Genomic DNA, 23,054 nt, shown 5'->3' with positions numbered 1-23,054 from the left:
CTAACCCTCTATTTCCTGATTGGCAGGTAAACCGAAAACTCGGTATGACCCGGCCAACTGGTAAATTCAATTTTGCCGGAATGCTGATCTATCAAATTACGGGCAATCGATAAGCCAAGCCCAGTCCCGCCTTCACGGCCGCTGACCATCGGGTAAAACAGCGTGTCCTGTAAATGGGAAGGAATGCCCGGGCCGTTATCTTCCACATCAATGCGGGCCGCCAGACGGTAGCGCGTGCCGTGCAGCGTCAGCTGAAAGGCGGTGCGGGTACGCAGAATAATCTCTCCGCCTTCCGCCCCTAATGCCTGCAGGGCGTTGCGCACGATATTCAGTAAAACCTGCTCAATCTGGTCGGGATCGTGCGGCAGTTCCGGCAGGCTGGGATCGTAATCCCGAATTAACCTGACGTTATCCGGCAGTTCCATCGACACCAGCTTGACGACGCGCTCCGCCACTTTGTGAATGCTTTCGGTGACATGCATCCCGGGTTGCTGCGGTCCCAGCAGGCGATCCACCAGGTTCCGCAGGCGGTCGGCCTGTTCAATGATGACGTTGGTGTATTCCGCCAGCGCCGGGTCGGGCAGGGCTTTAGTGAGCAGCTGTGCCGCACCGCGCAGGCCGCCAAGCGGATTTTTGATCTCATGGGCGAGGCCGCGCACCAGATCGCGGGCCGCAATCTGCTGAGCATGCTGGAGCTGCTCCTGACTCAGGCGACGCTGGTTATCCATCGGCGCCATCTCCAGCAGAATGAGCCCTTCTGGCAGCTGCTGCGCGGTCAGCGACAGAATATGCGAGCGTCCGTCGATCACCAGCGTCACTTCGTTATCGGTAAAGCCTTGCCCCGCCTGCAGGCTCTCCTGCATCAGGCCGATGTTCAGGGAAAAATAACTCAACAGCTCGGGCAGCGGCGCGCCAAACAGTTTGCGTGAACTTTGCGCCAGTAACTGCTGGGCCGCGGGATTGGCGTAATGCACCGCCAGATCGTCATCGACCAGTAAAATGCTGTTGATAAGAGAATTGAGGATCTGCCCAGCATCGGGCAGCGTGCCAGTTGCCATTCAGCAGTCTCCTGGAGTTGTTTGCACTATTTTAGTGCAGTATAGCGTTTTTACGGCGAAAAACGCGTCAGATCAGCTTGTTGGCGGTGAAAAAAGCCCATCCGAAGATGGGCTGAAAAGTTTCCACGGCAACAAAAAAAACGACTATCAATCTCGCGCAGAAAAGGCCGCGCGACAGGGATTGAAGATTAGACGCTGTAGTACAGTTCGAACTCAACCGGGTGCGGCGTCATGCGAACGCGGTCGTTCTCTTCCATACGCAGTGCGATGTAAGCATCGATCGCTTCGTCAGTGAACACGCCGCCCGCAGTCAGGAACTCGCGGTCTGCGTCCAGTGCGTTCAGTGCTTCTTCCAGAGAACCGGCAACCTGTGGGATCTCTTTCGCTTCTTCAGGCGGCAGGTCGTACAGGTTTTTGTCCATCGCTTCGCCCGGGTGGATCTTGTTCTTGATACCGTCCAGACCCGCCATCAGCAGTGCTGCGAAGCACAGGTATGGGTTAGCAGCTGGGTCCGGGAAGCGCACTTCGATACGACGTGCTTTCGGAGAAGCTACCACCGGAATACGAATAGAAGCAGAACGGTTACGGGCAGAGTAGGCCAGCATTACTGGCGCTTCGTAGCCTGGGACCAGACGCTTGTAAGAGTTAGTGGTTGGGTTCGCCAGGGCGTTGATCGCTTTAGCGTGTTTGATAACACCACCGATGTAGTGCAGTGCCTGCTCGGACAGACCCGCATACTTGTCGCCAGCGAACAGGTTAGTCCCGTTTTTGGACAGGGACATGTGGCAGTGCATACCGGAACCGTTGTCGCCAAACATTGGTTTTGGCATGAAGGTCGCGGTTTTACCGAAGCGATGCGCAACGTTGTGAACAACGTATTTGTAGATCTGAATTTCGTCCGCTTTCTTGGTCATGGTGTTGAAACGGGTGGCGATTTCGTTCTGGCCAGCAGTTGCAACTTCATGGTGATGGGCTTCAACAACCAGACCCATCTCTTCCATGATCAGACACATGGTAGAACGGATGTCCTGAGAAGAGTCAACCGGTGGAACCGGGAAGTAACCGCCTTTAACGGCTGGACGGTGACCTTTGTTACCGCCTTCGTATTTGGTGGAGGAGTTCCATGCGCCTTCGATATCATCGATAGCAACGTGGGAACCGGAAGTGGTCGCACCAAAACGGATGTCGTCGAACAGGAAGAACTCTGGCTCTGGCCCGAACAGAACGGTGTCTGCGATGCCGGTGGAGCGCAGGTACTCTTCAGCGCGTTTAGCGATAGAGCGTGGGTCGCGGTCGTAGCCCTGCAGGGTGCCTGGCTCGAGGATATCGCAACGGATGATCAGGGTAGACTCTTCGAAGAACGGGTCAATGAGGGCAGTAGATGCGTCAGGCATCAGAACCATGTCGGATTCGTTGATACCTTTCCAGCCACCAATCGAGGAGCCGTCAAACATTTTGCCTTCTTCAAAGAATTCGGCATTCACCTGATGAGCAGGAATAGTGACGTGCTGTTCTTTACCTTTGGTATCGGTGAAGCGCAGATCAACAAACTTCACTTCATGTTCGTTCAGCATCGTCAAAACGTGTTCAGCGGACATACTTAACTCTCCAGATTGGTCATTGTCGTCGTGGTAACGAGGTCTTCAAATTCTGTATAAGGCAGGCGGTGGTGCCTTTTGTTGCCGTATTTTATAAAGCGAAATCTGTGCCAACTTTTAAAACACCCCAAAAAGGCGCTATCATGCGCACCGTAGTGCAAAAGGGCTGCACCACGGTGGTTTTGTTGCACCATTATAGTGCTTCGATGTGAACATTGAGCACCATATTGGTGCAATTTACGTTAAAGTGCCCTTTTACCGCTCCGTGAAAGCGATCACAAAGCATCTCTGCAATACTTGTTTGCGGGGGATGTTTGTGATCCTGTTTTGTAGTGCGATTAATCCGTGTACAATAACGCGCTATTTCTAATGCCTGAGGCAAAGTTGTGATCGAAAATCTGCGTAATATCGCCATCATCGCGCACGTTGACCATGGTAAAACTACCCTGGTTGATAAGCTGCTGCAGCAATCCGGTACGTTCGATGCGCGTGCCGAAACTCAAGAACGCGTGATGGACTCCAACGATTTGGAGAAAGAGCGTGGGATTACCATCCTCGCTAAAAACACCGCGATCAAATGGAATGACTACCGTATCAACATCGTTGATACCCCAGGGCACGCCGACTTCGGTGGTGAAGTTGAGCGCGTGATGTCCATGGTGGATTCCGTGCTGCTGGTGGTTGACGCATTTGACGGCCCAATGCCGCAGACGCGCTTCGTAACCAAAAAAGCATTCGCCCATGGCCTGAAGCCAATCGTGGTAATCAACAAAGTTGACCGTCCTGGCGCGCGTCCTGACTGGGTTGTTGATCAGGTCTTCGACCTGTTCGTTAACCTGGATGCGACCGACGAACAGCTGGACTTCCCGATCGTTTATGCGTCTGCGCTGAACGGTATCGCTGGTCTGGACCACGAAGACATGGCTGAAGACATGACCCCGCTGTACCAGGCGATTGTTGACCATGTTCCGGCACCAAACGTCGATCTCGACGGTACCCTGCAGATGCAGATCTCTCAGCTGGACTACAACAACTACGTTGGTGTAATCGGCATTGGTCGTATCAAGCGCGGTAAAGTGAAGCCAAACCAGCAGGTTACTATCATCGATAGCGAAGGTAAAACCCGTAACGGTAAAGTCGGTAAAGTGCTGACTCACCTGGGCCTTGAGCGTATCGAGAGCGACATTGCGGAAGCTGGCGACATCATCGCTATCACCGGTCTGGGCGAGCTGAACATCTCTGACACCATCTGCGACCCGCAGAATGTGGAAGCGCTGCCAGCGCTGTCTGTTGATGAGCCGACCGTAACCATGTTCTTCAACGTCAACACCTCTCCGTTCTGTGGTAAAGAAGGTAAGTTCGTTACCTCCCGTCAGATCCTTGACCGCCTGAACAAAGAGCTGGTGCACAACGTTGCGCTGCGCGTTGAAGAAACCGAAGACGCTGATGCATTCCGCGTTTCTGGTCGTGGTGAGCTGCACCTGTCTGTTCTGATCGAGAACATGCGTCGTGAAGGTTTCGAAATGGCGGTTTCCCGTCCGAAAGTTATCTTCCGTGAAATCGATGGCCGTAAACAAGAGCCATTCGAGAACGTGACGCTGGACGTTGAAGAGCAGCATCAGGGTTCTGTAATGCAGGCTCTGGGTGAGCGTAAAGGCGACCTGAAAAACATGAATCCAGATGGCAAAGGCCGCGTACGTCTCGACTACGTGATCCCAAGCCGTGGCCTGATCGGCTTCCGTTCTGAGTTCATGACCATGACTTCCGGTACCGGTCTGCTGTACTCCACCTTTAGCCACTACGACGACGTTCGTCCGGGTGAAGTCGGTCAGCGTAACAACGGCGTTCTGATCTCCAACGGTCAGGGTAAAGCGGTTGCGTTCGCCCTGTTCAGCCTGCAGGATCGCGGTAAGCTGTTCCTGGGTCACGGTGCAGAAGTTTACGAAGGCCAGATCATCGGTATTCACAGCCGTTCTAACGACCTGACGGTAAACTGCCTGACCGGTAAGAAACTGACCAACATGCGTGCGTCCGGTACTGACGAAGCAACGGTTCTGGTTCCACCGGTTAAGATGACGCTGGAGCAGGCTCTGGAATTCATCGATGACGACGAACTGGTAGAAGTAACACCACAGTCTATCCGTATCCGTAAACGTCACCTGACTGAAAACGACCGTAAACGTGCAATGCGCGGTTCAAAAGAAGATTAATACAGTCAGTCTGTAGGCCGGGTAAGCGCATGCGCCTCCCGGCAGGTAAAAAGCCGCTGAGCGATCAGCGGCTTTTTTATTAGAACGCGTACCGCACGCCCAGACGGATTCGGTACTGCTCGCGGTTGTAATCATTCCATCTGTCCAGCCACTGAAGTTCGAGGTACGGCAGCCAGTTTCTGTCGATTTTATAGCTGAACTTGTTTGTTATTTCCCAGTGGTGATCTTTGCCATTCTTACTGTGGTAATCATTGACCCGCTGGAAAAAGTGCGGCTCAAAGGTGTAGAAAAACGCATCCGTCACTTTAAAATTCCAGTAGTTAGCAAACTCGTGCGTGTCGTTCTTATCCATCTGCCCGTTATAGTCCGGCGTATCGTAATTGTTGTGGTTATAGCGATAGCGGAACGTCAGGTTGAACCCATCCGTAAATTTGTAGTTGGTATCTAAATAAACAGCGCCACCCGATCCTGCGCTGCTGTCGTTAATTAAACCGCCCGGCTGGAAGGTGAGTTTGTCGGTGGGTTTAAAGAGCGGATACCACCCCTCTATTTCGTTATAGCTATGCTTAAGCTCATCCCATCTCCCCACGTTATAAGCGTTGGTGAACATCAGCCCCGCGCCCATATCGAAGTTATAGCCGGCTCGCAGGATCACCTCATGTAGCTCAGAGGCCGTATTGTATGCTTCTCGTGTTTCGACATACGCCCCGGCAAATACCGGGCAGGAGACAGACGACACAATCAGTACAGTAATGATTCTTTTCATAACTTATCCATGTATCAGATAAAGAAAGGCCGCCCCTCCCGTGGAATGGGAAGGGATTCATGGCCAGATTTATTGTTATAAAGTGACTGCTGACGCTTTATAGTTGGTGGTTATCTCAGGGGTATTCGCTGATGGTTTTTTTCGTTTGGCAATCTCCTCAATAATAAAGGCGAAGCGCGCTTCGTTGAGTTTATAAAAGAGTCCCATCGTGATGGCGGCGATAATCGCCAGGCCGCAGGGCCAGAGAAAAATAAGCTGGCGCAGCCCCAGCAGCGTGCTTGCGCTCTGCACCGCATGGGGCACGTAACCGATCTGGGTCAGCATAATGCCAGGCAAGAAACCGGCGAGGGCCGCGGAGATTTTGCGCGAGAAGGTGTAGCCGGTATAAACCGACCCTTCGGCGCGAATGCCGGTTTTCCACTCGCCATAATCAACGGTATCCGGCACCAGGGCCCAGTTCAGGCTGTTGACGAAAGCGGTGCCGAAAAAGGCCATACAGGAAAAGAGCACAAACAGCAGGGAGTTGCTCCCCCAGAAGAAGTTCAACACGTCGCCTACCGCCCAGAGCGTCAGCCCGCCCAGGTAAACCGGTTTTTTGCCGAAACGCTTAACCGCGCCGGGCACCAGAAACACGCCGACCAGAATGCAACCCATGCTGAAAAAGCCCATCCACGACAGCAGGTGCAGATCGTTCAGCACGTACTGGGTGTAATAGACCTGAATCGCCAGCTTGATGTTAAAGGCGGCAAGGGTACAGAGGTTGGCGATGCATAAGACCAACAGCGGTGGGTTGCGGAAAATCGCGCAGAACGATTTCAGAATGCCGGGTTTATGGTGATCGGGCGTGACCTCCACGTAGCGCTCCTTCACGCCGCTGTAGCACCACCACATGCAGAACAGCCCGCCGGTGACAAACACCAGAGCGGCAACCAGATAGCCGAGGGAGGGCTGGCTGACGAACAGCGCCTGAATAGGCATAAAGCCGACGGTGCAGAGCAACAACCCCACCGTTGCGCCGCCCTGGCGCCAGGCCGCCAGCTGCGCGCGCTCGTTCGGGTTTTTGGTGATGGCCGGGACCATCGCACCGTAGGCGCAGTTCATCAGGCTATAGCAGAGGCCGAACATCATGAAGAGCACGGTGGCGATAGCCGTTTTCACCGTCAGGCTAAAGTCGTTAGCCATAAACTGCGCCGCGGCAACCAGCGCGACGGGTACCGAAGCATAGAGAATAAAGGGCCTGAATTTTCCCCGTGCGCCGATATTTCGCCGGGAGTCCAACAGCACGCCGGTCAGCATGTCGGTAAAGGCGGTAAAGAACTTCGCCACCAAAAAAATAATGCCGCCATAGAACGCGGGCATGCCCAGTTCGTCGGTGTAAAACTTCAGCAGATAGAGCGTGCCGATACACAGCATCAGGTTAGAGCCAAAATCGCCCATCCCGTAGGCGCACTTCTCGCGCAGGCTCAACTTCAGGGTTAACGGATCAGGAGTGTGTGTCATGGTCGATCCTCATAGCGCCCCGCAGGGCGCTCGCTCAAGTCAGTTATGCCGTACGTTTGCGCAGCTCGATCTCTTCCACGATGCGCACATACATCTTCTCGTTGAGGTTGTAGAAGCAACCCATCGCCACAATGGTGATGACCGCCAGCAGGCTGGGGTAGATAAATATCAGCTGCCGCAGCCCTTCAACGGTTCCGGCGGATTGCACCACGTTGGGCACATAGCCGATCTGCGTGAGCATGATCCCCGGGAAGAAGCCCGCCAGCGCCTGGGAAACCTTACGGAAGAAGGTAAAGCCGGTGTAGACCGTCCCCTCGGAGCGCACGCCGGTGCGCCACTCGCCGTATTCCACGGTATCGGACACCAGCGCCCAGTTCAGGCTGTTCACAAACGCGGAACCAAAGAACGCCAGGCAGGAGAACGCCACAAAGCTCACGGATCCGCCGCCGAAGAAGTAGTTGAGCAGATCGCCCGCCACCCAAATCATCAGCCCGGTGATATAGACCTTTTTCTTGCCGAAGCGCCGCACCGCGCCGGGCATCATAAAGACGCCGATAAAAATACAGCCCATGCTGAAGAAGCCCATGTATGACAGCAGGATCGGGTCGTTCAGCACGTACTGCGTGTAGTAGACCTGAATGGCGAGCTTGACGTTAAAGGCACCCAGCGTGCAGAGGTTGGCGATGCAGAGAATAAACAGCGGACGGTTCCCGGCGATGGCGCGAAACGACTGCAACAGTCCCGGTTTTTGCGCCGGATTAGCAGGCTGCGTTTCGACGTAACGCTCGGTCACGCCCTTATAGCACCACCACATAAAGAACAGCCCGAACAGCGAGAAAAGGGTGGCGGCAAAGATATAGCCAAGCTGGTCATTGCCCTCAATCAGGTTCATTACCGGGACAAAGCCCACGGTACAGAGCAGCAGGCCAAGCGTGGCACCACCCTGACGCCAGGCGGCCAGCGAGGCGCGCTCGTCCGGGTTTTTGGTAATGGCGGGCACCATCGCGCCGTAAGAGCAGTTCATCATGCTGAAGAACAGGCCGTACAGCATGAAGAGCACCGTCGCCATCACCGTTTTACCGGTGATTTCAAACGGCGTGCCGACAAAGTTGGCAATCGCCAGCAGCGTCACCGGGAAGGCGGCATACGGTACGAACGGGCGGAATTTTCCTTTCGGGCCGATCTTGCGCCGGGCGTCGAGCATGATCCCGGTCCCCATGTCGGTGAAGGCGGTAAAGAACTTGGCAATCAGGAAGATGATCCCGCCGTAGGTCCCCGGCAGGCCCAGAACATCGGTGTAGAACTTCAGCAGATAGAGCGTGCCGATATCCAGCAGGATGTTAGAGCCGAGATCGCCCATCCCGTAGGCGAGTTTTTCTTTAAACGGCAGGCGCAGGGTTGCCGGATCAGAAGTATGTTGACTCATTATTGTTCTCCGTCTGCCCGCAGGTTTCCCCGCGGGCGAGCCTTATCAGATATGACGTAAGGTGCTAAAGAGATCTGCCCATTCGCTTTGCTGGCGATAGAAGACCGGCGGTTTGCCGAGTGGGGCATCAACGGTTATGTCACCGCCCTGGCAGATTTCACCCGTCCACGCATTCACCCAGCTGTCCTGCGGCAAATAGAGCGACCAGTCATGGCGCCCCTCTTCATACACGGGCGCCACCAGCAGATCGCGGCCAAACAGATACTGATATTTCAGCGTGTAGGCGCGCGCGTCCTCTTCATAGTGCAGGAACAGCGGGCGCATCACCGGCAGGCCGCTTTTCGCATTCTGCGCGACGGCGGCTTTGATATAGGGCTTCAGGGTGGTGAAGACGGTGGTCATGCGCGCGAAGTGTGCGATGGTTTCAGCGTCGCCGTCGAACTGCCAGTTGTCACCAGGGCGGTTGCCTTCGTGGGTACGCATCATCGGCGTAAAGGCGCTGAAATCGCACCAGCGCAGCAGCAGCTCTTTGCTGCGTTTCATCTCGAACAGGGTGGTATAGCCGCCGATGTCGCTGTGATGCAGGCCGTGGCCGGTCATCGCCAGCGAGAGCGCAGCAGGTACAACGGACGCCAGACCGTCGTCCAGGCTCCAGTCGACGTTCTGATCTCCCGCCCACATCATCACCGAGTGTTTCTGGCTGCCGGTGTAACCTGCGCGCATAAAGAACAGGATCTCGCCGAGCTTGCCGGTCTCTTCCAGCGCCTCGTAGTTACATTTCGCCCACAGGGCAGGCCAGGCGTTATGCATGATCTCCGCGCTGACGCCGTTGTGCAGGAAGGTATCGGTTGGCAGATATTCCCCGAAATCGGCCATCCAGCCGCCGCAACCCAGCTCGATCAGGTTCTTTTTAATCACCTCTTTGTACCAGCCGTAGGCTTCCGGGTTGGTCAGGTCGATAACGCCCGCGTAGAACTCGCCGAACTCGACGTGGTAATCCTTGCCGTCGGCGTCTTTGGTCAGATAGCCGCGTTTTGCCGCCTCTTCACAGAGGTCTTTGTCGCTGGCGACGTAGGGGTTGATATAGGAGAGGAACTGCACCCCTTCCTGTTTCCACTGCGCAATACGCTCATCGAGCTGCGGATAGAGCTCGCTGTTCCACTTCCAGTTCCACATCACGCGTTTGCCGAAGGAGGTCATGCGGATGCCGGACCAGTCCTGCGCCCAGATGCCGTTCACCTTCACGCCGCCTTCGCGCATGAGGTCGAGCTTCTGCTGGCATACGTCGGTGCCGCCCTGAATACCCAGCGTCACCCCGTCGTAAACCCAGTCCGGCAGCTCCGGCTGACGCCCCAGCAGGCCGGTGAGTTTTTCCAGCAGATCGACATAGCTTTCTGCACATTCGAAGCGCAGCGTGGCGTTATCTTCCCAGAACGCCAGCTCGTGGAAGTCCGGCGCACTGAAGTCGAAGTTCATGTAGCAGCTGTTATCCACGTGGCAGTAGTACTTCTGGGTGCTCACAAAGGTGGGTTGCGGGAAGAAGGTCCAGTAGTAATCCCCGCCCGCGTTCTCTTTGCAGTCGGCCTGCCAGGTCACGTAAGTCTGCTTATTGCGGCCCACGCCCTGTTCGCTGGTCCACAAGGGGAACGGCTTGCCGCGCAGGTCGAAGTAGGAGAACTGCTCCCCGCAGCCGTAGATATGATCTTCAGGCTGTGCCGCCAGCCGCAGCCAGAGGCGGTTATGGCGGGTGGCATCGTTTTTGAGTTTCAACGTCAGGCGGCCTTCCGTATCAAGATCCACCAGCAGCGTGGCGCTTACCGCATCGCCACGGGTGAAGCGGATCGCCCAGCCCGCCTGTTGCTGCGTGACGGTCGCGTCGGTCAGGGCAATCTTTTCGTTGAGCTTATCCTGAATGCTGAAATTGCCGCGGAACATCTCAATATCGGCAACGCCTGCGCCGATCCACAGGCAGGGGGCCTCGGGCGAATGGGACAAAATCAGGCGATCCTGCCAGTGCAGGGTGAAACCGCGATCGTGAGTTTTCAAATCAATATCGTGTAGGGTACGCATAAGATCTCCGTTTTTATTATTTGGCCTGGCTATCCAGTAAGCCGGCGGCAACGGCTGGGGCTAACCCTGGCGCCAGCGGTAAGCGCGGGATCACCAGGCAGTGCAGCAGATGGTAAATATCCTGCTTGCCGTCCCAGACCTTAGTGGTCACTTCGTTATTGGCATCCAGCTCCTGCCACCAGGAGCCGTTCTCGTAATCCATCAGGTATTTGATGCAGTAATCCCACCATTTCTGATACCAGGCTTCGTACTGCGCCTCGCCGGTCACGGTATAGAGGGCATAGGCCGTGCCCATCGCCTCGACGATCGGCCAGCGCACGCGTTCGCGCACGATAGGCTTGCCGTCCCAGCCGACGGAGTAGACGAAGCCGTCGGCCCCGTCCGGCGCCCAGGCGTCGCGGATGGTGGCGTGGAACAGTCCTTTTGCATCTTCCAGCAGCCACGCCGGCGGGGTTTCAAAGCGGGCTTCCAGCGCGGCGTGCAGATGCAGCATCAGACGGCCCCACTCAATCCAGTGTCCCGGCGTACCGCCGTAGGCGCGAAAACGGTGGGCGGGATTGTCGATGTTATAGTCGCGGATCGGGTTCCAGTTGGTGTCAAAATGCTCGTTAACGCGATACTCACCTTTGCGCGCCACGTCGTGAATAATCACCGAGGCGATGCGCAGGGCGCGGTCGAGCCATTTGCGATCGTGGGTGACGTCATAGACGATCAGGAAGGCTTCCACGGCGTGCATGTTGGCGTTGCCGCCACGGTAATCTTCCGTTTTGCTGAAGGCTTCGTCCCAGGATTCCAGACACATTTGCTCCTGTTCGCTCCAGAAGTAGCGCTCAATTACCTCAATGGCGTCGTCCAGCAGCTTGCGTGCCTGCGGGTGTCCGGTAGTAACGGCACTCGCTGCGCCGAGCAGCACGAAGAAGTGCTGATAGCCCTGCTTGGAGGCATCTATCACCCCTTCATCGTTAACGCAGGCGTACCAGCCGCCGTGCTGTTTGTCGCGCAGCGGACCGTTCAGGGCATTGATGCCGTGCTCAACCAGGGCGTATGCACCCGGGCGCCCCATGTTGGCCGCCACCGCGTAGACGTGCAGCATACGGGCGGTGATCCACAGATGGGTGCCCATATCGCTACGAACCTGGCCGTTATTGCCCAGCCAGCCAAAGCCGGTGGGAACGGCGGCGTTTTTGCCGAAGTCGAGAATGCGGTCGGTCTCTTGTTCGAGCCAGCGGTTATGGCTCAGGGTGTTAAACCATTTCATATTCGGATCCTCTCTTAGCGGCGGGCCATCATTTCGTCGACGATCTCGCCCAGACGCTGCAGTTTCGGTACAGAAATATCGCGGAGCATCAGCTCGGTGTCCGGCAGGCCTATTACCGATGACCAGACGGCGCGCCCGGCTAAAAAGCCCGATGCCCCCGCCTGCATCGCCACGCTTACGGCGCGCGGGAAGAGCTTGTCGTCCACGCCGGAGGAGAGGATCACCCAGGGCATGTTGATCTGTTCGTTGAGCTTCTGCGAGGCCGCCAGCAGCGCCTGCTGCGTGCCTTTGCCAAACAGCGGCATCTCCACTTTGTAGAGATCGGCACCGCTGTCTCCCAGCTCTTTGGCCGCGTCGATAATCGCCTGCTCGCGGTTAAACGCGGCACCGCGGCGCGGCGGACGCACCACCGGCTCGATAATGCTCAACAGACCGTTGTCATGACACAGCGTGTTGAACGCCTTCACCATCTCCAGACGCTGCTGCGGATCTTCGTCGCTGCGCCACAGCACCAGCAGCTTCAGCGCCTTGCCGCCATCGCGTTTGACCGCCTGCGCGTCGACGTTCTTGTCGATCACCACGCTGTCGACAGGAATACCGTTCCCCGGAATAAACTCGTCGGCGGCCACAATCATCGCGCAGCTTTTCGCAACCGCCTGCTGCTCCACGATCTGGCGATAGCAGAACTGCTGGTCGACGAGGATCGCAGAGGCGTATGGCGACAGAATTTTCGCGGCATTGACTTTAAAATCCGTGAGGTGCTGGTCAGTTACCGGCACCGGCGCGCCTGACGCGGCAAACATCAGGCGCATCGCTTCGCGCTGATCGACGGCCAGCATGGCAAAACCGCCGGAAGGTCGGGTGATATCTTTCAGGGTGTACATCGTCATTCCTCAGTCCTTTCGTATCAGTGTGATTTTTTCAGCCCGGCGGATGCGCGAACCTGTTCGAGAATGGCTGTCCAGTCTTCGCGCCCGCGCCCGGCGGCGCGTGCCTGGTTGTAAACTTCGCGGGAAGCCGCGCCCAGCGGCATCGGGACGTGAAGCTGGTTAGCCACGTCCAGGGCGATCCCCAGATCTTTATGTGCAAGGTCGATCATAAAGGCGGGAGAAAGATCCCCTTTCAGCACCTTGTTCGGCCAGGAGGTGGTGAAGTGGCCTTTGCCCGCAGGGGTGCCGCTCATCACCTTCAGCGCCACGTCAAAGGAGAGGCCGAGCGCTTCGCACAGCACGGCCGCCTCGGCGGAGAGGGCGTTCAGGGCGATACTCATGTAGTTATTGATGAGCTTCACGCGGATGCCCATGCCCGGCCCGCCGGCGTTAATCAGCTCATTGCCCATCGCCATTAATACGGGGGTGGCGCGCTCAACCTGCTGCGCCGTACCGCCTGCCAGCAGGAGCAGCGTGCCGGCGATGGCATGGTCTGACGTGCGCCCGACGGGCACATCCATCAGGCTGAAGCCGCGCTCGGCCATGTCACGGATCAGGGCGTCGGTTTGCAGGGGATGAATGGTGGACATATCAATCACCAGCGCGTCGCGGGATAACCCTTCGCACACGCCGTGCTCGCCGAACAGTACGCTGCGCACCAGATCACCGTTGGGCAGCATGGTGATGACGAATTCAGCGTCCGTTGCGGCCTGTGCGGGCGTTGCCGCCGCCTGGGCACCGCTTGCAACCAGCGCCTGAACCGCCTGCGGGTTCACATCAAAGACCTGAAGCTGGTGGCCTTGCTTCAACAGATTCTTCGCCATTGGCGCGCCCATCTGCCCTAAACCGATAAATGCGATTGCTGACATGCCTCTCTCCTGTCATATCGTGTCAATTTCTGCGCGTTAATGTTGTCTTTTTTTGATCGTATTTGTAATTTATAGTCAAAAAATAGACATGGGTCACTTTTTAAACATTTGGTGAAATTAAAATGAGAGCAACAGAAAACGCAGAAGGAATCACCATGACTCGCATCGTTTGTGTCGGCATCACCGTGCTGGATCGCATCTGGTATCTCGATGATTTACCAAAGGAAGGTGGGAAATATGTCGCAAAAAATTATACGGAAGTGGGCGGCGGCCCGGCAGCAACCGCGGCGGTGGCGGCGGCAAAACTGGGCGCGGAAGTGGATTTTATTGGCCGGGTGGGGGACGACGATACCGGGACAAGATTGCTCACGGAGCTGGAATCCCTGGGGGTGAATACCCGCTATACGCGCGTCGTGAAAGGTGCCCGCTCGTCCCAGTCCGCCGTGCTGGTGGATGCAGGCGGGGAACGCATTATTGCCAACTATCCCAGCCCAGATCTCCCTGCTTCGGCAGACTGGCTGCACGAAATCGACTTCTCTCAGTGGGATGTCGTATTAGCAGACGTGCGCTGGCATGAGGGGGCCAGACAGGCGTTTACCCTTGCCCGCCAGCAGGGTGTGCCGACCCTGCTTGATGCGGATGTCACCCCGCAGGATATCGCGGAGCTGATTACCTTAAGCGATCACGCAGCCTTCTCTGCGCCGGGTCTGCGGCGTTTAACGCAGCGGGATGAAGTCGAAGAGGCGCTGAAAAAAGCACAAACGCTCACAAATGGACATGTGTATGTCACCCAGGGGCGAGACGGTTGCTTCTGGGTGGAGAATGGCGCGCTATGTCATCAGCCTGGCTTTGAGGTAGAAGTGGTTGATACCACCGGGGCGGGGGATGTTTTCCACGGTGCGCTGGCGGTCAGCCTGGGGCAAAAGCAATCTCCGTCGGAAGCGGTACGCTTCGCCAGCGCTGTTGCAGCACTGAAATGCACGAAGCCTGGCGGGCGGGCTGGTATACCCGACTGTGATCAAACCCGCTCTTTTTTGTCACTTTTTGTATAAAATGCGGGGCGTGATGGTTTTCAGAGGACAGCCCATGAGCCTTACCGAACTGACCGGCAACCCGCGTCACGATCAGCTGCTAACGCTGATTGCCGACCGTGGCTATATGAACATTGATGAACTGGCGCAACTGCTGGATGTCTCCACGCAAACGGTGCGCCGGGATATTCGCAAGCTGAGTCAGCAGGGGCTGATCACGCGTCATCATGGCGGCGCGGGCAGGGCATCCAGCGTAGTTAACACCGCCTTCGAGCAGCGCGAAGTCTCCATGACCGAAGAGAAGCGGGCGATAGCCGAAGCCATTGCCGACTACATTCCCGATGGCTCGACCATTTTTATTACCATTGGCACGACGGTAGAGCACGTTGCCCGGGCGCTGCTCAACCATAATCATCTGCGCATCATCACCAACAGCTTGCGGGTGGCGCACATTCTTTACAAGAACCCGCGCTTTGAGGTGATGGTCCCCGGCGGCACGCTGCGCCCGCACAATGGAGGCATTATCGGGCCTGCCGCCACGGCGTTCGTCTCTGGCTTTCGTGCAGATTATCTGGTGACCAGCGTCGGCGCGATCGAGCAAGACGGCGCGATGATGGAGTTCGATGTCAATGAAGCCAGCGTGGTGAAAACCATGATGGCCCACGCCCGGCACATCTTACTGGCGGCCGATCATACGAAATATCACGCCTCTGCTGCGGTTGAAATTGGTAACGTGGCGCAGACGACGGCGCTCTTTACCGACGAGCTACCCGGCTCCGCGCTGCAAACGCACCTTAAATCGAGCAAAGTTGAAGTTATTGAAGTCAATTCAAACGACGAACAGCAGGCGGGTTAACCCTCTCCCGGTCCGACGGTGATCGTCGGGCCGTTCCTTTCTTTAAGCTGAAGCTGGCGCATAGCCAAACATCTCCATTCCCGCTACAGTTACTTTTCACGGCAAACAAGGAGAGATAAATGCTCTATATCTTTGATTTAGGAAACGTAATTGTCGATATCGACTTCAATCGCGTGCTGGGCGCCTGGAGTAATTTCAGTCGCGTGCCGCTGGCGACGCTTAAACAAAGTTTTACGATGGGCGAGGCTTTTCATCAGCATGAGCGCGGTGAGATTTCGGATGAAGTTTTTGCCGAAAAGCTCTGCCATGAGATGGCCCTCCCCCTCAGTTACGAACAATTTTCCCATGGATGGCAGGCGGTCTTTGTCGGTATCCGCCCTGAAGTGATTGCCATCATGCACAAACTGCGCGAGCAGGGGCATCGGGTGGTGGTGCTTTCCAACACCAATCGTCTGCACACCACCTTCTGGCCAGAAGAGTATCCCGAAGTGAAAGCGGCTGCGGACAAGATCTATCTCTCTCAGGAGATGGGAATGCGTAAGCCGGAGGCGCGCATCTATCAGGCCGTTCTGCAGGCGGAAGGATTCTCTGCCGCCGATGCCGTCTTTTTTGACGATAACGTCGATAATATAGAGGGAGCTAACCAGGCAGGTATCACGTCAATTCTGGTGACCGGAAAAGAGACGATACCCGACTACTTTGCGAAGCAGTTATGCTAAAAAACGTTCATCAAAAAGCCAGCCACCATACCAGGCCGCTGCGTGCGTGGCTAAAACTCCTCTGGCACCGCATCGATGAGGACAACATGACCACGCTGGCAGGCAACCTTGCCTACGTGTCGTTGCTCTCTCTGGTGCCGCTGGTGGCGGTCATCTTTGCGCTTTTCGCCGCCTTTCCGATGTTTTCGGATGTCAGCCTGCAGCTGCGGCATTTTGTCTTTGCCAACTTTATGCCAGCAACCGGGGATGTCATCCAGAACTACATTGAGCAGTTTGTTGCTAACTCCAGCAAGATGACGGCGGTCGGGGCGGTGGGCCTTATTGTCACCGCGCTGTTGCTGATGTATGCCATTGATAGTGCCCTGAACACTATCTGGCGCAGCACCCGCGCACGGCCTAAAGTTTACTCGTTTGCGGTCTACTGGATGATCCTGACCCTGGGGCCATTGCTGGCTGGGGCCAGTCTGGCGATCAGTTCCTATTTGCTCTCTTTGCGTTGGGCCAGCGATCTCAACAGCGTGATTGACGATGTGCTGCGGATCTTTCCGCTGTTCCTCTCCTGGCTCGCTTTCTGGCTGCTATACAGTATTGTGCCTACGACGCGTGTGCCTAACCGGGATGCGATGGTGGGCGCGCTGGTTGCCGCTCTGCTGTTTGAACTGGGCAAGAAAGGATTCGCGCTTTACATCACCATGTTCCCCTCCTATCAACTGATTTATGGCGTGCTGGCGGTGATCCCCATTTTGTTCCTCTGGGTTTACTGGACGTGGTGTATCGTCTTGCTTGGCGCAGAAATTACTGTCACTCTCGGGGTATACCGCGAGCTAAAAAAAGCAGCAGAAGCCGAAAAACAACGAGAAGCAGACCAACCATGATTGCATTGATTCAGCGCGTAACCCGTGCCAGCGTCACCGTGGAGGGGGAAGTGACGGGTGAAATTGGTCCGGGACTTTTAGTCCTGTTAGGTGTCGAAAGGGATGACGACGAGCAAAAAGCCAACCGCTTATGCGAACGCGTGTTGGGTTACCGCATCTTCAGCGATGCGGATGGCAAGATGAACCTTAACGTCCAGCAGGCGGGTGGCAGCGTGCTGGTGGTGTCACAGTTTACGCTGGCGGCTGATACCGAGCGCGGCATGCGCCCCAGCTTTTCTAAAGGGGCGGCGCCGGATCGGGCAGAAGCGCTCTATGAATACTTTGTTGAGCGTTGTCGCCAGCAAGAGATGCATACACAGACCGGACGATTCGCTGCGGATATGCAGGTTTCGCTGGTAAATGATGGCCCTGTCACTTTCTGGCTCCAGATATGAGTGAGCTGACGGTATGGCCGCGGGTAACCAGAGAGAGTACAGCTATGTATCACCTTCGAGTACCGCAGACAGAAGAAGAGTTAGCGCTTTACTACCAGTTCCGCTGGGAGATGTTACGTAAGCCATTACATCAGCCGAAAGGGTCGGAACGCGACGCCTGGGACGCGATGGCGCATCACCAGATGGTGATGGATGAAGAGGGCAATCTTGTCGCGGTTGGGCGGCTCTATATCAATGCCGATAATGAAGCCTCTATCCGCTTTATGGCGGTGCACCCTTCCGTGCAGGACAAAGGTCTGGGCACATTAATGGCGATGACGCTGGAGTCCGTAGCCCGCCAGGAGGGTGTTAAGCGCGTCACCTGTAGCGCGCGCGAAGACGCGGTAGAGTTTTTTGCCAAGCTGGGTTTTATAAACCAGGGCGAAATCACCACCCCGCAAACCACTCCGATTCGTCATTTTTTGATGATCAAACCCATCGCCTCGCTGGATGATATTCTGCACCGCGCCGATTGGTGTGGTCAGCTACAGCAGGCCTGGTATCAGCACATCCCCCTGAGTGAAAAGATGGGGGTGCGCATTCAGCAGTACACCGGGCAAAAATTTATCACCACCATGCCGGAGATCGGCAACCAGAACCCGCACCACACCCTGTTTGCCGGCAGCCTCTTCTCGCTGGCGACGCTCACCGGCTGGGGGCTTATCTGGCTCATGCTGCGCGAGCGTCATCTTGGCGGCACCATCATTCTGGCCGACGCCCATATCCGCTACAGCGCGCCGATCAGCGGCAAGCCGAGCGCAGTCGCCGACCTGGGTGCTCTGGGTGGCGATCTCGACCGCCTGGCGCGAGGCCGCAAGGCGCGTGTGCAGATGCAGGTCGAACTGTTCGGCGATGAAACACCGGGCGCGGTGTTTGAAGGGACCTATATCGTTCTTCCTGCGAAGCCGTATGGCGCGTATGAAGAGGGGGGGAACGAGGAGGAGTAGTGTCCGGGTTCGAGAGTTACCCGTAGTAAAAGGGGTAACTCTCATTTTCACATCATCAGTTTGATGGCTTAAAAACGATAGCCTATGCCCACGTTAAAGCCATTAATCGAATAGTCGCGATCCATACTGGCTTTTGTGCCTTCATAGCCAATATTAACCGAAAGGGTGTCGGACGGATTCATTACCATTCCCACTCCCCAGGCGAAAGACGCAGATTTCTCGGAAATACCGTCGTGATTGACTTCATTATTACCATAATTCACCCAGCGGGTATTCCCGGACGCCTTCACCCATGCCGCGCCGCCAATGGCATAAAGTGAAATATAGTCATTGATGCGGTACGCCGGTCCAGCCAGCAAAGAATAGTAATTTACGTCTATATCATTATGAACAACATCGCGAGCCACTAAATAATCCTGCTTTGTGTTCGCTTTCATCCAGGAGAAAGATCCCAGAAGACTGACAGGTGAATTGAATTCATACCGATACTGGACGTTTACGCCGTTCAGATTGTCAAAATCGGTTGCCTCGCTGTGCGCAAAGCCAACAGAAAAGGTGTGATTATTTGCAACGGCCAGACTGCTGGTCAGAGAGGCTGTCAGTAAAACCGCCAGAGAAAATTTATTCATTGATATAATCCATTAATCATAGAAATGAGATATTTAATAATGATGGTACGAAGTGAATGTGATGATTATTTATTCTTTATCACATTGTTTTGGCGATTAATTTTGCTGTTCAGATTTTGAGGCTGCAAACCATAATTGCTTTATTGTTAGTATCGGTTTTCTTAATTCGTTTTCTTTGTCTGCTCACCATGCAGAGACCCTGCTGCGGTACTCGCTCGCCAGGCTATATCCTGAATAACATCCCGGGCAGCCTGGCTAATCCCACCCAGTTGAAAGAAGCCGTGGATCACGCCAGACCAGCGTTGCGGGTGCATTGAGCGGTGAGAATATGCGAAAAATAATTCCGGCGAGTTCCAGCGTTGTCACCTGTACACGGGTTTCTTTCTCTCCGGCAAGCACCGTACTGGCAACGTAACCCGCTCTCCGGTCATCAATATTCTGGCGACGAGAAGAAGGTGCCCTGCGGCGATAAGTTCCTGAACCAGTTTATTAATACCCTTTTCCAGTGCCATAGATGCCTCCCTTTTCCTGTATGGATATACAGCATTATAGCCTGGTTTTATGCAGATGAAACAGAGGATTGTGATGAGGATTAGAATCTGGAAAGCGGCTCGCAAATGCGTTCTCCGTTATCGCAATTTACTTTAACCATAAATTAATAAGGCGTATTTTGCCTGAAAATTAACCATAGATGATATACTGGAGTGATATATGAGTTTATCGGTGAATATTGATATGGGCAGAATACTGATCGATTTGTCGGATGACGTTATTCAGCGGCTCGATAATCTGAAGCAGCTGCGGAACCAGCCGCGCGCTGAATTATTACGGGAAGCAATAGAGCAGTATCTCGATCAACAGAGTGTCTCGGTCATTCGTGATGCGCTGGGTCTATGGGGTAACCAGCAAGAAGACGGGCTTGAGTACGAACGTAAGCTACGTGAGGAGTGGTAAAAGTGGAACACATGGCTGTGTTTGATACCAATATTCTCATCGATCTCTTTAATAACCGGATTGAAGCTGCAAATGCAATTGAAAGTGCTGCGTCGCACCGGACTATTAGCCTCATCACCTGGATGGAAGTCATGGTAGGGGCTCGCAGGCACGGTCATGAGGCGAAAACGGCGGCAGTTATGGGCGCTTTCGAGATTATCGATATTACGCGTGAGATTGCTGAAAGAAGTGTATTGCTCCGCGAGAAGCATGGGATGAAACTTCCTGAGGCCATTATTCTGGCCACAGCTCAGAACAGAAACTGCCCGTTAATTTCACGCAATACCAAAGACTTTGCAGGTATAGCAGGGGTGGTTTCGCCCTATCAACTGTAGGCCGGGCAAGCTTGCGCCGCCCGGCACTCTCACAGGAGATTACTCCCCTTCACCCGGGAACAGGAACGGGTTAATAGAGCTGCGGGCAAAGCCCTCCTGCTCCATTTTGGCGTCCAGTATCAGCGTGGCAAGATCGTCGGCGACGGCCTCCACTTTCGGGTCTTTTTCCTGATACAAAATCTTCAGGTAGGTGCCGCAGTCGCCGCAGCTCTCGGCTTTCACCGCGGACTGTTCATTTTCCAGCGACCAGTAGTGCAGATCGCGGGTCTGTTCACAGTTGCTGCACTTCACGCGCACCACGTGCCACTCGGTTTCACACAGGTTGCAGTGCAGGTAGCGCAGCCCCTGAGTGGTACCGATTTGCACCATGCTGGAGACCGGCATTGAACCGCACACCGGGCAGAACTGGCGGGCTTCACCATATTCAGCGCGGGCTTTACCCGGGATGAGGCTCGCCATTTGCGCCCAGTAGAGCGACAGGGCAGCCCAGATAAACGGGGCTTTATCGCTGCTGACCGAGGCAAAATCAGAGGCAAACAGCGCGCTCGCCATCTGCTCCAGCTCCTGCTCGGAGGCTTTTTCAAGATTCTCGATCACCGCCAGCGCCGGGCCGCTCATCTCAGGCTTCAGTTCGGCAATAAGCGAATGCATCAGTTTATGCCAGTGCTTATCGCGCGGCAGAACGTGGATATCCAGCGGTGGTTTGCCCTGCTCGTTCGCCTCTTTGATGCGCGCGGTCAGGTCCATCTGCAGCGGATGGTCGTACAGCACCACTTCCTGGGCGTGGGCGATCAGCGCCGCAAAGCGCAGATAGTCGCCAAGCGGGTTGTTCTCTGCCAGCTCACGCAGGCGTTCCGCGCGGCGGTTGTAGAGGTTTTTTAGTCTGGGGAACAGTAACGGCGGAATCACTTCCGCCGTGCGTTTCTCGCTCGAACCCAGCTCATCTTGCGGGATTATGCGAATACTCATTCAGTTTTATTTTCCGTTGTCTTTCGGACTTCGCGGTACCAGCGCGGGTGATGTTTCTTCGCCCACGTTTTGGTAACCCAGCCCTCCACCATCGCGGTAATGGTGCCTTTCACCCAGAGGGCGGCGTAAATATGCACCATGATAACCACAATTAACGCTACTGCGGCAAATGAATGCAGCATTAACGCAAATCGGATCACCGGGATTGAGAAAGCAGGCGCAAAGTACGGACGCCAGATGATCACGCCGCTCACCAGCAACAGGACCAGGAAAATAATCGCCGCCCAGAATACGCATTTCTGGCCGAAGTTATAACGCCCGGTATCACCTACTTCCTCGTTGACGACGATCTTACGAATATTCTTCGCCCAAAAGATATCATCCCGATTGATTAGGTTATGGTGCCAGTAACGGAAAAACATGATGATGAACGAGGCAAACATCACCACACCCACGAACGGGTGCAGGATGCGCGCCAGCTGCGGCGTACCCAGGATCTGCATCAGCCAGTTGAAGGAGGGGAAGAAGAACCCCAGCCCGCTTATCGCCGCCAGCATGAAGCAGAAGGCGGTGACCCAGTGGTTGATACGTTCCGGCGCCGTGTAGCGCACGATGGTGTCACGTCTTTTCATTTGCGCACCTCGTCTTTCTCTTCATGCAGGTTGTCCTCTTCCTCTTCCGCACGGTTCGGACCGACACCCACGTAGTGGAAGATACTCGCGGCGAAGGTGGCAGCAAAGCCCACCGCGGCCAGCGGCTTCCAGATACCTTTCCAGAACTTCACGGTGGCGCTGATCTCCGGGTTCTCTGGCAGGCCGTGGTACAGATTCGGCTTGTCGGCGTGGTGCAGCACGTACATCACGTGCGTACCGCCAACACCGGCCGGATCGTACAGGCCTGCGTTGTCGTAACCGCGGGTTTTCAGTTCGGCCACACGCTCGCCCGCCAGGGTTTTCATATCCTCTTTGGAGCCAAAGTGGATAGCGCCGGTCGGGCAGGTCTTCACGCACGCCGGCTCCTGGCCGACGTTCACGCGGTCGACGCACAGCGTGCATTTGTAGACGCGGTTGTCTTCCGGGTTCAGGCGCGGCACGTCGAACGGACAGCCAGCGATGCAGTAGCCGCAGCCGATGCACTGCTCAGACTGGAAGTCGACAATGCCGTTGGCATACTGAATGATCGCCCCTTCCGACGGACAGGCCTTCAAGCAGCCCGGATCCGCGCAATGCATACAGCCATCTTTGCGGATCAGCCACTCGAGTTTGTCATTCTGCTCCACTTCCGAGAAGCGCATCACCGTCCAGGACTTGGCGGTCAGGTCGGCGGGGTTGTCGTACACCCCGACGTTGTGACCCACTTCGTCACGGATGTCGTTCCACTCTGAACAGGCCACCTGACAGGCTTTACAGCCGATACAGGTGGTCACGTCGATAAGCTTCGCCACTTCCTGCTGGTGGTCCCGCGCCTGGGGCGCGGGGGTGAACCCGTTAGTCGCGGAACGACGGATAATGTCTTGCGATTGATAAGCCATAAGTCGTCTCCG

The 23,054-nt window shown here is 55.6% G+C and carries 22 protein-coding genes and 1 pseudogene; 9 read left to right on the top strand and 14 right to left on the bottom strand.

Going from position 1 to position 23,054, the window contains the following annotated elements; all coding sequences use genetic code 11:
- Positions 1 to 8: 8 nt before the first annotated feature.
- Entirely contained in the window at positions 9 to 1,058 is a 1,050-nt protein-coding gene (gene glnL / locus FHC51_RS05320; RefSeq protein ID WP_220435048.1) for a nitrogen regulation protein NR(II), read from the bottom strand.
- A 188-nt stretch (positions 1,059 to 1,246) separates the two neighbouring features.
- Entirely contained in the window at positions 1,247 to 2,656 is a 1,410-nt protein-coding gene (gene glnA / locus FHC51_RS05315) for a glutamate--ammonia ligase (protein WP_103825293.1), read from the bottom strand.
- Between the two features lie 386 nt (positions 2,657 to 3,042).
- On the opposite strand from glnA, the gene typA reads away from it, so the two are divergent.
- Positions 3,043 to 4,866 carry a ribosome-dependent GTPase TypA gene (gene typA, locus FHC51_RS05310; protein ID WP_103177576.1) on the top strand — a complete coding sequence of 608 codons (1,824 nt, stop codon included), beginning with the start codon at positions 3,043 to 3,045 and terminating at the stop codon, positions 4,864 to 4,866.
- Positions 4,867 to 4,945: 79 nt separating this feature from the next.
- On the opposite strand, the gene ompL is transcribed toward typA, so the two are convergent.
- From ompL to yihU, 7 genes are all read right to left on the bottom strand, one after another.
- Positions 4,946 to 5,632, bottom strand: a complete 687-nt coding sequence (gene ompL, locus FHC51_RS05305) for a porin OmpL (RefSeq protein WP_114388326.1) — start codon at positions 5,630 to 5,632, stop codon at positions 4,946 to 4,948.
- Positions 5,633 to 5,707: 75 nt separating this feature from the next.
- Positions 5,708 to 7,132 carry an MFS transporter gene (locus FHC51_RS05300; protein WP_220435047.1) on the bottom strand — a complete coding sequence of 475 codons (1,425 nt, stop codon included), beginning with the start codon at positions 7,130 to 7,132 and terminating at the stop codon, positions 5,708 to 5,710.
- A 43-nt stretch (positions 7,133 to 7,175) separates the two neighbouring features.
- Complete coding sequence (locus FHC51_RS05295; RefSeq protein ID WP_220435046.1) at positions 7,176 to 8,558, bottom strand: MFS transporter; 1,383 nt, start codon at positions 8,556 to 8,558, stop codon at positions 7,176 to 7,178.
- A 45-nt stretch (positions 8,559 to 8,603) separates the two neighbouring features.
- Positions 8,604 to 10,628, bottom strand: coding sequence for an alpha-glucosidase (locus FHC51_RS05290; protein ID WP_220435045.1), 2,025 nt, complete (start codon positions 10,626 to 10,628; stop codon positions 8,604 to 8,606).
- A 16-nt stretch (positions 10,629 to 10,644) separates the two neighbouring features.
- Complete coding sequence (gene yihS, locus FHC51_RS05285) at positions 10,645 to 11,886, bottom strand: sulfoquinovose isomerase (protein WP_220435044.1); 1,242 nt, start codon at positions 11,884 to 11,886, stop codon at positions 10,645 to 10,647.
- A gap of 14 nt (positions 11,887 to 11,900) precedes the next feature.
- Positions 11,901 to 12,776 (bottom strand): sulfofructosephosphate aldolase, encoded by an 876-nt coding sequence (gene yihT, locus FHC51_RS05280; RefSeq protein ID WP_220435043.1) that lies wholly within the window; start codon positions 12,774 to 12,776, stop codon positions 11,901 to 11,903.
- 17 nt (positions 12,777 to 12,793) lie between these two features.
- Positions 12,794 to 13,684: a sulfolactaldehyde 3-reductase gene (gene yihU, locus FHC51_RS05275; protein WP_220435042.1), complete on the bottom strand. Its 891-nt coding sequence runs from the start codon at positions 13,682 to 13,684 to the stop codon at positions 12,794 to 12,796.
- A gap of 155 nt (positions 13,685 to 13,839) precedes the next feature.
- Between yihU and FHC51_RS05270 the strand changes: the two genes are divergently transcribed.
- The 6 genes from FHC51_RS05270 to fabY all read left to right on the top strand — a co-directional run bounded on the left by FHC51_RS05270 (position 13,840) and on the right by fabY (position 18,585).
- Positions 13,840 to 14,736, top strand: a complete 897-nt coding sequence (locus FHC51_RS05270) for a sugar kinase (RefSeq protein WP_220435041.1) — start codon at positions 13,840 to 13,842, stop codon at positions 14,734 to 14,736.
- Positions 14,737 to 14,770: 34 nt separating this feature from the next.
- Positions 14,771 to 15,571: a DeoR/GlpR family DNA-binding transcription regulator gene (locus FHC51_RS05265; protein ID WP_103825285.1), complete on the top strand. Its 801-nt coding sequence runs from the start codon at positions 14,771 to 14,773 to the stop codon at positions 15,569 to 15,571.
- Between the two features lie 119 nt (positions 15,572 to 15,690).
- Positions 15,691 to 16,290 carry a glucose-1-phosphatase gene (gene yihX / locus FHC51_RS05260; protein WP_103825284.1) on the top strand — a complete coding sequence of 200 codons (600 nt, stop codon included), beginning with the start codon at positions 15,691 to 15,693 and terminating at the stop codon, positions 16,288 to 16,290.
- Positions 16,284 to 17,165, top strand: a complete 882-nt coding sequence (locus FHC51_RS05255; RefSeq protein ID WP_114316354.1) for a virulence factor BrkB family protein — start codon at positions 16,284 to 16,286, stop codon at positions 17,163 to 17,165. Before yihX ends, FHC51_RS05255 begins: the two co-directional genes overlap by 7 nt.
- Complete coding sequence (gene dtd / locus FHC51_RS05250; protein WP_103177564.1) at positions 17,162 to 17,599, top strand: D-aminoacyl-tRNA deacylase; 438 nt, start codon at positions 17,162 to 17,164, stop codon at positions 17,597 to 17,599. The genes FHC51_RS05255 and dtd overlap by 4 nt, the downstream gene beginning before the upstream one ends.
- Positions 17,600 to 17,643: 44 nt before the next feature.
- The gene (fabY, locus tag FHC51_RS05245; RefSeq protein ID WP_032615389.1) at positions 17,644 to 18,585 is read left to right on the top strand and encodes a fatty acid biosynthesis protein FabY; all 942 of its coding nucleotides are present in this window, start codon (positions 17,644 to 17,646) and stop codon (positions 18,583 to 18,585) included.
- A gap of 68 nt (positions 18,586 to 18,653) precedes the next feature.
- Here fabY and FHC51_RS05240 read toward each other — a convergent pair whose 3' ends face one another.
- A complete protein-coding gene (locus FHC51_RS05240) occupies positions 18,654 to 19,214 on the bottom strand; it encodes an Ail/Lom family outer membrane beta-barrel protein (protein WP_114388321.1) in 561 nt (186 codons plus the stop codon).
- Between the two features lie 297 nt (positions 19,215 to 19,511).
- Positions 19,512 to 19,726 (bottom strand): annotated as a pseudogene (locus FHC51_RS22890) (alpha/beta hydrolase); the annotation flags it as partial.
- 199 nt (positions 19,727 to 19,925) lie between these two features.
- On the opposite strand from FHC51_RS22890, the gene FHC51_RS05235 reads away from it, so the two are divergent.
- Both FHC51_RS05235 and FHC51_RS05230 read left to right on the top strand, forming a co-directional pair.
- Positions 19,926 to 20,168: a ribbon-helix-helix protein, CopG family gene (locus tag FHC51_RS05235; protein ID WP_220435040.1), complete on the top strand. Its 243-nt coding sequence runs from the start codon at positions 19,926 to 19,928 to the stop codon at positions 20,166 to 20,168.
- A gap of 2 nt (positions 20,169 to 20,170) precedes the next feature.
- Positions 20,171 to 20,542 (top strand): PIN domain-containing protein, encoded by a 372-nt coding sequence (locus FHC51_RS05230; protein ID WP_220435039.1) that lies wholly within the window; start codon positions 20,171 to 20,173, stop codon positions 20,540 to 20,542.
- A gap of 39 nt (positions 20,543 to 20,581) precedes the next feature.
- On the opposite strand, the gene fdhE is transcribed toward FHC51_RS05230, so the two are convergent.
- The 3 genes from fdhE to fdxH are packed head-to-tail and all read right to left on the bottom strand — an operon-like array spanning position 20,582 to position 23,042.
- Entirely contained in the window at positions 20,582 to 21,511 is a 930-nt protein-coding gene (fdhE, locus tag FHC51_RS05225) for a formate dehydrogenase accessory protein FdhE (RefSeq protein ID WP_220435038.1), read from the bottom strand.
- Positions 21,508 to 22,143 (bottom strand): formate dehydrogenase cytochrome b556 subunit, encoded by a 636-nt coding sequence (fdoI, locus tag FHC51_RS05220; protein ID WP_103825280.1) that lies wholly within the window; start codon positions 22,141 to 22,143, stop codon positions 21,508 to 21,510. The genes fdhE and fdoI overlap by 4 nt, the downstream gene beginning before the upstream one ends.
- Complete coding sequence (fdxH, locus tag FHC51_RS05215; protein WP_220435037.1) at positions 22,140 to 23,042, bottom strand: formate dehydrogenase subunit beta; 903 nt, start codon at positions 23,040 to 23,042, stop codon at positions 22,140 to 22,142. The genes fdoI and fdxH overlap by 4 nt, the downstream gene beginning before the upstream one ends.
- Positions 23,043 to 23,054 lie beyond the last annotated feature (12 nt).

Source organism: Leclercia sp. EC_58 (assembly GCF_019584355.1).
Lineage (GTDB): Bacteria > Pseudomonadota > Gammaproteobacteria > Enterobacterales > Enterobacteriaceae > Enterobacter.
Note: the sequence above shows the minus strand (reverse complement) of the source record. Positions and strands in the feature narration are given on the sequence as shown.